At 61.1% G+C, this 9,049-nt stretch carries 8 protein-coding genes and 1 pseudogene; 5 read left to right on the top strand and 4 right to left on the bottom strand.

Annotated elements, in window-relative coordinates; all coding sequences use genetic code 11:
- Positions 1-31: 31 nt before the first annotated feature.
- The 5 genes from dnaX to L9059_RS21395 all read left to right on the top strand — a co-directional run bounded on the left by dnaX (position 32) and on the right by L9059_RS21395 (position 5,798).
- Positions 32-2,101, top strand: coding sequence for a DNA polymerase III subunit gamma/tau (dnaX, locus tag L9059_RS21375; RefSeq protein ID WP_247292891.1), 2,070 nt, complete (start codon positions 32-34; stop codon positions 2,099-2,101).
- A 66-nt stretch (positions 2,102-2,167) separates the two neighbouring features.
- Positions 2,168-2,506, top strand: a complete 339-nt coding sequence (locus L9059_RS21380; RefSeq protein ID WP_247292892.1) for a YbaB/EbfC family nucleoid-associated protein — start codon at positions 2,168-2,170, stop codon at positions 2,504-2,506.
- Between the two features lie 214 nt (positions 2,507-2,720).
- On the top strand, positions 2,721-3,755 hold the full coding sequence (locus L9059_RS21385; RefSeq protein WP_247292893.1) for an NADP-dependent oxidoreductase: 1,035 nt from the start codon (positions 2,721-2,723) through the stop codon (positions 3,753-3,755).
- A gap of 65 nt (positions 3,756-3,820) precedes the next feature.
- The gene (recR, locus tag L9059_RS21390) at positions 3,821-4,423 is read left to right on the top strand and encodes a recombination mediator RecR (protein WP_247292894.1); all 603 of its coding nucleotides are present in this window, start codon (positions 3,821-3,823) and stop codon (positions 4,421-4,423) included.
- Positions 4,424-4,649: 226 nt separating this feature from the next.
- On the top strand, positions 4,650-5,798 hold the full coding sequence (locus L9059_RS21395; protein WP_247292895.1) for an acyl-CoA dehydrogenase family protein: 1,149 nt from the start codon (positions 4,650-4,652) through the stop codon (positions 5,796-5,798).
- Positions 5,799-5,932: 134 nt separating this feature from the next.
- Here the strand turns inward: L9059_RS21395 and L9059_RS21400 are convergent, their stop codons facing one another.
- The 4 genes and pseudogenes from L9059_RS21400 to L9059_RS21415 all read right to left on the bottom strand — a co-directional run.
- A complete protein-coding gene (locus tag L9059_RS21400; RefSeq protein ID WP_247292896.1) occupies positions 5,933-6,481 on the bottom strand; it encodes an adenine phosphoribosyltransferase in 549 nt (182 codons plus the stop codon).
- Between the two features lie 79 nt (positions 6,482-6,560).
- The gene (gene fnr / locus L9059_RS21405) at positions 6,561-7,295 is read right to left on the bottom strand and encodes a fumarate/nitrate reduction transcriptional regulator Fnr (protein WP_247292897.1); all 735 of its coding nucleotides are present in this window, start codon (positions 7,293-7,295) and stop codon (positions 6,561-6,563) included.
- A gap of 93 nt (positions 7,296-7,388) precedes the next feature.
- Entirely contained in the window at positions 7,389-8,771 is a 1,383-nt protein-coding gene (gene hemN / locus L9059_RS21410) for an oxygen-independent coproporphyrinogen III oxidase (protein WP_247292902.1), read from the bottom strand.
- A gap of 122 nt (positions 8,772-8,893) precedes the next feature.
- Positions 8,894-9,049 (bottom strand): annotated as a pseudogene (locus L9059_RS21415) (sulfite exporter TauE/SafE family protein); the annotation flags it as partial.

The raw sequence follows: 9,049 nt of genomic DNA on the forward strand, positions 1-9,049 counted from the left end.
CGCTTGTGTTCCTTCGTGGCGACGGTTTTCGATGAGTTATCAGGTTCTTGCACGTAAATGGCGTCCGCGCTCGTTCCGCGAAATGGTCGGCCAGACCCATGTGCTCAAGGCTCTGATCAATGCCTTGGACAGCCAGCGGCTGCATCACGCCTACCTGTTCACCGGCACTCGCGGGGTCGGCAAGACCACCATCGCGCGGATCATCGCCAAGTGCCTGAATTGTGAAACGGGTATCACCTCCACGCCCTGTGGCGAATGTTCGGTGTGCCGCGAGATCGATGAAGGGCGCTTCGTTGACCTGATCGAGATCGACGCCGCGAGCCGGACCAAGGTCGAGGACACCCGCGAGCTGCTCGATAACGTGCAATATGCCCCGAGCCGTGGGCGCTTCAAGGTCTACCTGATCGACGAAGTGCACATGCTCTCCAGCCATTCCTTCAATGCGCTGCTTAAAACCCTCGAAGAGCCGCCGCCCTACGTCAAGTTCATCCTGGCCACCACCGATCCGCAGAAACTTCCAGCAACGATTCTTTCGCGTTGCCTGCAGTTCTCCCTGAAGAACATGACCCCCGAGCGCGTGGTCGAGCACCTGACCCATGTGCTGGGTGTCGAGAACGTGCCGTTCGAAGACGATGCCCTGTGGTTGCTTGGCCGCGCCGCCGACGGTTCGATGCGTGATGCCATGAGCCTCACCGACCAGGCCATTGCCTTCGGCGAAGGCAAGGTCATGGCCGCCGACGTACGAGCGATGCTCGGCACGCTCGATCACGGGCAGGTCTACGATGTGCTGCATGCGCTGATCGAAGGCGATGCCAAGGCGCTGCTCGAAGCCGTCCGTCATCTGGCGGAGCAGGGTCCGGACTGGAACGGCGTGCTCTCGGAAATTCTTAACGTGCTGCACCGGGTCGCCATCGCCCAGGCTCTGCCTGAGGGCGTCGACAATGGTCAGGGCGACCGTGACCGGGTGCTGGCCCTGGCCCAGGCTCTGCCGGCCGAAGACGTGCAGTTCTATTACCAGATGGGCCTGATCGGGCGCCGTGACCTGCCGCTGGCACCGGACCCGCGAGGTGGGTTCGAAATGGTCCTGTTGCGCATGCTCGCGTTCCGACCCGCCGACACGGCGGACGCCCCGAGGCAGCCGCTAAAGCCAGTGGGGATCAGCCAAGCCACAGTTGATTCCACAAATTCAGTGGCTGCCGCGCGGGTTGTTGCGCCGGTAGTCGCTACGGCAGTTGCACCCGTTGTTGCTGCACCCGTTGTTGCGCCAGCGCCAATGCCTGAGCCAGCTGCGCCGGTTGTGGTGCCAGAGCCTGTCGTCGAGGCGGTGGCTATCGAGGAGGTGGTCGACCTGCCATGGAACGACCCGGTCGAGCCCGAGCCCGTTCTGCAGCCTTGCGTCGAACCGATGCTGGAGACCGCAGGCGAGCAGCCCGAATTGGCGCCGATGCCACTGCCCACGCCTGACAGCGTGGTACCGGACGCACCGGAGTGGGCCGCCGCGCCGATTCCGGAGCCGTCCCTGGCTGAAGTCGATGCTGCCACCCCGGGCGCCGACCTCGACGATGAGCCGCCGCTGGACGAAGATTACATCGAGCCGGACATCGACTCGGCCTACAGCTACCTTGATGAGCTGGCCAGCGAACATGCTGCCGAGCCTGCGCCGGAGCCAGAACCCGAGCCGGCTGCCATGCCTGCCACCGGCCTGGCCCTGCAATGGCTGGAGCTGTTCCCGAAACTGCCGATCTCTGGCATGACCGGAAGTATCGCCGCCAACTGCACGCTGATTTCCGTCGAAGGCGATAACTGGTTGATGCACCTGGACCCGGCCCACAGCGCCCTGTTCAACGCCACCCAGCAACGGCGCCTCAACGACGCGCTGAACCAGTACCACGGACGCACGCTGACCCTGAGCATGGAGCTGATCAAGCCCGAGCAGGAAACCCCTGCACAGGCCGCGTCCCGGCGTCGGGTCAACCGTCAGCGCGAGGCGGAGGAATCGATCCATGGTGATCCGTTCATCCAGCAAATGATGCAGCAGTTTGGTGCGGTGATCCGTAACGATACTATTGAACCTGTCGAAGCCCTGGCCAGTCAGGGCTAATAACTGAAGGCGTGCGGCCACAAGCGCCGGGCGCCGTTTTAATCCAAGTACTTTGAGGTGATTCCCATGATGAAAGGTGGCATGGCCGGCCTGATGAAGCAGGCACAGCAGATGCAGGAAAAAATGGCCAAGATGCAGGAAGAACTGGCCAATGCCGAAGTCACCGGTAAAGCCGGTGGCGATATGGTCACCGTAGTGATGACCGGTCGTCACGACGTCAAGCGCGTGAGCATCGACCCAAGCATGGTTGAAGGCCTGAGCGAAGACGATCGGGAGATGCTGGAAGCCGTATTCGCCTCCGCCGTCAACGACGCCGTGCGCAAGATCGAAGCCAACAGCCAGGACAAAATGTCCGGCATGACCGCTGGCATGCAACTGCCGCCGGGTATGAAACTGCCATTCTGATTCGCCAAAGCGCGTCGGATGAGCTACAAAAAAATGCCAGGCGTTAAGCTTGGCATTTTTGTTTCTGTCGGTAGGTCATGCGCGATCGATACGCCGCCTTCGCGAGCAAGCCCGCGATGAACTCACCCCGGTCTACCTGACGAAACATCGAACGCCCCACTGCCAACGAGGTCTGCTCCCTATACCCCCAATTAACGTTCCAGGAGAAGCTCACATGCCAGACGAATTGACCCTCAACCAACGTATCGTCCTGGCCTCTCGCCCTGTAGGCGCACCGACGCCAGAGAATTTTCGCCTGGAGAGGGAGACCATGCCTGACCTGGCAGACGGTCAGATCCTGCTTCAGACCCTCTACCTGTCGCTGGACCCCTACATGCGCGGGCGGATGAGTGACGCACCGTCCTACGCAGCTCCGGTTGCAATTGACGAGGTAATGACCGGTGGCGCTGTCAGTCGAGTGGAGCGTTCGCTCAATCCGAAATTTCAGGAAGGCGACCTGGTGGTCGGCGCTACAGGCTGGCAGAGCCACAGCATCAGCGACGGACGCAACGTCATCTCCGTGCCGTCCGGGCTGGCAAGCCCTTCAATGGCCCTGGGCGTGCTTGGCATGCCGGGCATGACCGCGTACATGGGCTTGATGGACATCGGCCAGCCGCAGGCTGGCGAAACCCTGGTGGTCGCCGCTGCCTCTGGAGCGGTGGGCTCTGTGGTCGGCCAGGTGGCGAAGATCAAGGGCCTTCGGGTGATCGGTGTGGCGGGCGGCGCAGAGAAGTGCCGGTACGTGGTCGAGGAGCTGGGTTTTGCCGCCTGCATCGACCACAAGAGCCCGAGTTTCGCCGAGGACCTGGCGCAGGCTTGCCCCAACGGCGTGGACATTTACTATGAAAACGTCGGTGGCAAAGTCTTCGATGCGGTGTTGCCGCTGCTCAATGCCAAGGCGCGTATTCCCCTGTGTGGCCTGATCGCCGGCTACAACGCCCATGAAGCGCCGTCCGGTCCGGATCGCCTGCCGCAACTGCAGCGCACCCTGCTGACCAAGCGCGTGCGCATCCAGGGCTTTATCGTGTTCGATGACTACGGTGATCGCCAGCCGGAATTCATCAGCGCCATGGCGCCATGGGTGCGTGATGGCAAGGTGAAGTTCCGCGAGGATGTGGTCGATGGCCTGGAGAACGCCCCCGAAGCCTTCATCGGCCTGCTGGAAGGGCGTAACTTCGGCAAACTGGTGGTGAGGGTCGCTCAAGACTGAGCAATTGACGCTAAAGAGAGGCGCGGGTATAAACCGCGTCTCGTTGATTTGTCGGACGTTTCCCCATGAGCTTCAGCCCTTTGATTCGCCAACTGATCGATGCCCTGCGAACCTTGCCGGGTGTTGGCCAGAAAACCGCCCAGCGCATGGCGTTGCAGTTGCTCGAGCGTGATCGCAGCGGTGGCTCGCGCCTGGCATCGGCGCTGAGTCAGGCCATGGAAGGCGTCGGTCACTGCCGGTTGTGCCGCACGCTGACCGAAGACGACCTGTGCCCGCAATGCGCCGACACCCGCCGCGATGACACCTTGCTCTGCGTGGTGGAAGGCCCGATGGACGTCTACGCGGTGGAGCAGACCGGGTTCCGCGGGCGCTACTTCGTGCTCAAGGGCCATCTGTCGCCTCTGGACGGCCTGGGCCCCGAGGCCATCGGCATCCCGCAACTGTTGGCGCGGATCGAGGAGGCGGGCACCTTTACCGAAGTGATCCTGGCCACCAACCCGACGGTGGAAGGTGAGGCGACGGCGCATTACATTGCCCAACTGCTGAGCAACAAAGGCCTGATCGCCTCGCGCATTGCCCATGGTGTGCCACTGGGTGGCGAGCTGGAGTTGGTGGATGGCGGGACGCTGGCGCATTCGTTCGCGGGGCGTAAGCCGATCGCTCTGTAACCTCCGTGATGACGCCATCGCGGGCAAGCCTTGCTCCCACACCGCAAACGGCGCCGAATATCTGTAGGAGCGAGCTTGCTCGCGATGGATTCGAGGGCGGCGCGGGGTATCAGATTTCCCGCGTCATCGTTAACGACCATCGCGAGCGAGCTCGCTCCTACAGGTTGTTGTTGAAAACCAAGCAAGCGCTCGGTTAACTTGACTGAACCCTCAGTGGAGTTCGCCGATGCCTGCCTTTCAGGAATACTTCGATCCTAGCCACCAATTGGTCCGCGACAGCGTCAGGCGTTTTGTCGAGCGCGAGATCCTGCCGGACATCGATCAGTGGGAAGAAGCGGAAAACTTCCCCCGCGAGCTCTATCTGAAGGCAGGCCAGGCAGGGATCCTGGGCATCGGTTACCCCGAAGCCTTCGGCGGCTCTCACGAAGGCGATCTGTTCGCCAAAGTCGCCGCCAGTGAAGAGCTGATGCGCTGCGGCTCCGGTGGTCTGGTCGCCGGTCTTGGCTCCCTGGACATCGGTTTGCCGCCCATTCTCAAATGGGCCAAACCTGAAGTCCGCGATCGTGTAGTACCCCAGGTCCTCAGGGGCGAGAAGATCAGCGCGCTGGCCATCACCGAGCCGAGCGGTGGCTCAGACGTCGCCAATCTGCAAACCCGCGCCGTTCGCGAGGGCGATGTCTATCGGGTCAACGGCAGCAAAACCTACATCACCAGTGGCGTTCGCGCCGACTTCTACACCGTCGCGGTGCGCACCGGAGAGCCTGGCTTCGGCGGCATCAGCCTGCTGCTGATCGAAAAGGGCACCCCCGGTTTTACCGTCGGCCGCCAATTGAAGAAAATGGGCTGGTGGGCGTCAGACACCGCCGAACTGTTCTTCGACGATTGCCAAGTACCTGTAGGAAATCTGATCGGCACCGAAAACATGGGCTTCGCCTGCATCATGGGCAACTTCCAGAGTGAGCGCCTGGCCCTGGCCTTGATGGCCAACATGACCGCCGAGCTGGCGTTGGAGGAAAGCCTCAAATGGGCACGTCAGCGCGAGGCGTTCGGCAAGCCCATCGGCAAATTCCAGGTGCTCAAGCACCGCCTGGCCGAGATGGCCACGGCGCTGGAAGTGTCCCGGGAGTTCACCTACCGCCAGGCGGCAAAAATGGCGGCGGGGCAGAGTGTGATCAAGGAGATTTCCATGGCGAAGAATTTTGCCACTGACACCGCAGATCGGATTACCAGCGATGCGGTGCAGATTCTCGGCGGGCTGGGGTATATGCGGGAGAGTTTGGTGGAGCGGCTATATCGGGATAACCGGATCCTCTCGATCGGCGGGGGGACTCGGGAGGTGATGAACGAGATTATCAGCAAGCAAATGGGGATCTGAGGCTTGCGATATGGCGACTGACGCCATCGCTGGCAGGCCAGCTCCCACAAAGATCCGCGCCGTACACAAATCCTGTGCATGACAAAGAACCCTGTGGAAGCGGGCTTGCCCGCGATGGCGTCGGAACAGGCGACTTACTTATCAGTCAACGCAAACTGCGTCAGGCAAAAAGTCGGTATCCCCATATCCTCCAGCCGCTGCGACCCACCGAGCTCCGGTAAATCGATAATCGCTGCCGCCTCATGCACTTGCGCGCCCATGCGTCGGATCAGGTTCGCCGCCGCAATCAAAGTTCCGCCAGTGGCAATCAGGTCATCGAACATCACCACCGAATCACCCTCGCACAGGCTGTCGGCATGCACTTCAAGGAAGGCTTCGCCGTACTCGGTCGCATAACCCTCGGCCAACACATCGGCCGGCAGTTTGCCTTGCTTGCGAAACAGCACCAGCGGCTTGTTCAACTGATAGGCCAGCACCGAGCCGATCAGGAAACCACGGGCGTCCATTGCGCCGATGTGTGTGAAGTCGGCTTCGACATAACGGTGGGCAAAGCTGTCCATCACCAGGCGCAGGGCGGTGGGTGACTGGAACAAGGGCGTGATGTCGCGAAAGATCACGCCCGGCTTTGGAAAGTCGATCACGGGGCGGATCAGGGATTTGATGTCGAAGGAGTCGAAGGCCATAGTCGAAGAGTCCTGGCAGGCTGCAAACGGCACAGTATAACGGCGGCTGAACCGTTTCGCTCAACCGCCGTTGCTGCTTTCAGCCTTCCAGCGAACCGCCGGCCAGAGCGCACAGCTGTATCGGATCGAGGATATGGATTTCCTTGCCCTCAGCGGCAATCAGTTCGTTTTGCTGGAAGCGCGTGAACACCCGGGACACGGTTTCCACCGCCAGGCCCAGGTAGTTGCCGATTTCATTGCGCGACATGCTCAGGCGGAACTGGTTGGCCGAGAAGCCCCGGGCGCGGAAGCGGGCCGAGAGGTTAACCAGGAAAGTGGCGATGCGCTCGTCTGCGGTTTTCTTCGACAACAGCAACATCATTTGTTGGTCGTCGCGGATCTCGCGGCTCATCACGCGCATCAGTTGACGGCGCAGTTGCGGCAATTGCAGCGCCAGTTCGTCGAGGCGCTCGAACGGAATCTCGCACACCGAAGTGGTTTCCATGGCTTGCGCGGAAACCGGGTGTTTTTCAGTGTCCATCCCCGACAAACCGACCAGTTCACTTGGCAGGTGGAAGCCAGTGAGCTGCTCTTCGCCACCATCACTGAGGCTGAACGTCTTCAGGGCGCCGGAGCGTACTGCATAGACGGAATCAAACGTGTCGCCCTGGCGGAACAGAAACTCGCCCTTTTTCAGCGGGCGGCCACGTTTGACGATATCGTCCAGCGCATCCATGTCTTCCAGATTCAGCGAAAGTGGAAGGCACAGCGGGGCCAGGCTGCAATCCTTGCAGTGGGCCTGACCATGAGCGCGCAGTTTGACTGGCTCGGACATTTCTTCAATCCTTGTGGGAAAAACACACATAAGACGTAAGGGTAACCCACCAGAGGACTATCCGACCAGCACGCAGCGATTTGTCCCAGATCACTAGATCACCTTGGAAAACCGCTCGCGATTCTGTTGTTCGAGGTAACGGTCGAACACCATGCACACCGAGCGCACCAGCAATCGCCCGGCGGGCAGTACGATGATGCGGTCGCTGTCGAGCTCGATCAGGCCGTCTTTGGCCATTGTTTGCAGTTGCGGCCAGAGCTCGCCGAAGTAGCCGCGAAAATCGATATTGAACGCCTGTTCGATTTCGGCGAACTCCACGTTGAAGCTGCAAATCAGCTGCTGAATCACCGCGCGGCGCACCCGATCATCGGCATTGCATAACAAGCCGCGGCTGGTTGCCAGTTGGGAGGTGGCGAGCGCGTTCTGGTAGTGATTCAGGTCGCTGTTGTTCTGGCAGTACAGATCGCCGATCTGGCTGATGGCAGACACGCCCAAGCCAATCAGATCGCAGTGACCGTGGGTGGTGTAGCCCTGGAAATTACGCTGCAGGGTCGATTCTTCCTGGGCGATCGCCAGCTCGTCGTCGGGCAGGGCGAAGTGATCCATGCCGATGTAGCGGTAACCGGCGGCTGTCAGTTGTTCGATGGTGCGCTGCAGCATTTCGAGCTTCTGCGCCGGGGTCGGCAGTTCGCTGCTGTTGATCCGCCGCTGAGGCATGAAGCGTTCTGGCAGGTGGGCGTAGTTGAACACGGACAGCCGATCCGGTTGCAGGACGATGACCTCCTCGACGGTTCGGGCAAAGTTTTCCGGTGTCTGTCTCGGCAGGCCGTAGATCAGGTCGATGTTGATCGAGCGAAATTGCAGGGTGCGCGCGGCGTCGATCACTGCGCGGGTTTCTTCCAGGCTCTGCAGGCGATTGACGGCTCGCTGCACAGTGGGGTCAAGATCCTGCAGGCCGATGCTGACTCGATTGAAACCCAGTTCGCGCAGCAGGCCCATGGTCGACCAGTCGGCTTCGCGCGGATCGATCTCGATGCCGTAGTCGCCGGAATCGTCGTCGAGCAAATTGAAATGCTTGCGCAGTTGCGCCATCAATTGGCGCAATTCGTCGTGGCTGAGAAAAGTCGGGGTGCCGCCGCCAAAGTGCAGTTGCTCGACCTTTTGTGTCGGGTCGAGGTGACAGGAGATCAACTGGATCTCCTGTTCCAGACGCTGCAAATAGGGCTGGGCGCGTCCGCGGTCCTTGGTGATGACCTTGTTGCAGGCGCAGTAATAGCAGATGTTCGCGCAGAACGGCACGTGGACATACAGGGACAACGGCCGCAGCGCCTTGCGGCTTTCGCGCAGGGCATGGAACAGGTCGAAGCTGCCGACATGACCGTCGAATTGCGCAGCGGTCGGATAGGAGGTGTAGCGCGGTCCCGCCAAGTCATAACGGCGGATCAGATCGGTGTCCCAACGAATGGCGTCGAGCATCATGCGGGCATTCCCCCGGATAGGCTGGCAGTGTTGGCGAGTCTAGGGGGTGGGGCAATTAGGCATCTTGATTTGCGTCAAGAATGGAGAGTTGTGTCGCCTGTGCAGGGCCCATCGCGGTTCTAATGCCCCATCAACCAATGCTGATGCGGCCCCGGCAGGGTCCACAGGCCAAACAGCATCACCAGCAACCCGCCGGCCATGCGCACACTGCGCTTGCGCAGCAACGCGGTCACTCGCTCGGCAGCCAGCCCGGTGGCGAGCAGCACCGGCCAGGT

The sequence above is a fragment of the Pseudomonas violetae genome (genome assembly GCF_023072615.1).
GTDB lineage: Bacteria > Pseudomonadota > Gammaproteobacteria > Pseudomonadales > Pseudomonadaceae > Aquipseudomonas > Aquipseudomonas violetae.